This window comes from Microbacterium sp. CIAB417 (assembly GCF_022788845.1).
Genome location: NZ_JAHZUT010000030.1, coordinates 1 through 828 on the forward strand (window position 1 = coordinate 1; position 828 = coordinate 828).

The following is an 828-nucleotide window of genomic DNA, read 5'->3' on the forward strand; positions in this document are numbered from 1 at the left end:
CTGCAGTCCTTTGGGGCTGTCAGAGCCGGATTCGCACCGAATGTGTGTGACCGGAGCTCATGGGTGGAACATTTGACATGACACCAGGACCAAGGGTTCTGCTTAGTACGCTGCTTCGGCGGTGGGAACGGTGGGGGTTTTGGGGTGGGTGTCTGCACGCTGTTGGGTCCTGAGGGACCAGACGTTTTGTCTGAATCCTCTGGGCCTTTTCTGGTCTCCCCCGTGGGGAGGGTGGGAGGGGTACCGCCCGTACTTTGAGAACTACACAGTGGACGCGAGCATCTTAAAGATCCCATGCCTTCGGGTGTGGGGTTCGTAACGATAGACAATTCTTTTTGGATTGTACTCATGTGATTTCAAGTCTTTAAGAGCAAACGGTGGATGCCTTGGCATCTGGAGCCGAAGAAGGACGTAGCAATCTGCGATAAGCCTCGGGGAACTGATAAGCAAGTTTTGATCCGAGGGTGTCCGAATGGGGAAACCCCGCTGGGCGGCGTGCCGACCTAGTGACTCCCGTCTGAATATATAGGGCGGGTAGAGGGAACGTGGGGAAGTGAAACATCTCAGTACCCACAGGAAGAGAAAACAACATGTGATTCCGTGAGTAGTGGCGAGCGAAAGCGGATGAGGCTAAACCGAGTGTGTGTGATAGCCGGCAGGCGTTGCATGTTCGGGGTTGTGGGACTTTCCTACCAGTTCTGCCGAGCTGGTGGCGTTACAGAAGCGTGTAGACGAACCGTCTTGAAAGGCGGGCCATAGTGGGTGCCAGCCCCGTAGTCGAAACATGTGTTCTGGCGTGGAGAGTATCCCAAGTAGCACGGGGCCCGT

At 55.6% G+C, this 828-nt stretch carries 1 rRNA gene; it reads left to right on the forward strand.

Annotated features, from left to right (window positions below):
- Positions 1–354 precede the first annotated feature (354 nt).
- Positions 355–828 (forward strand): 23S ribosomal RNA (locus tag KYX17_RS31580); the annotation flags it as partial.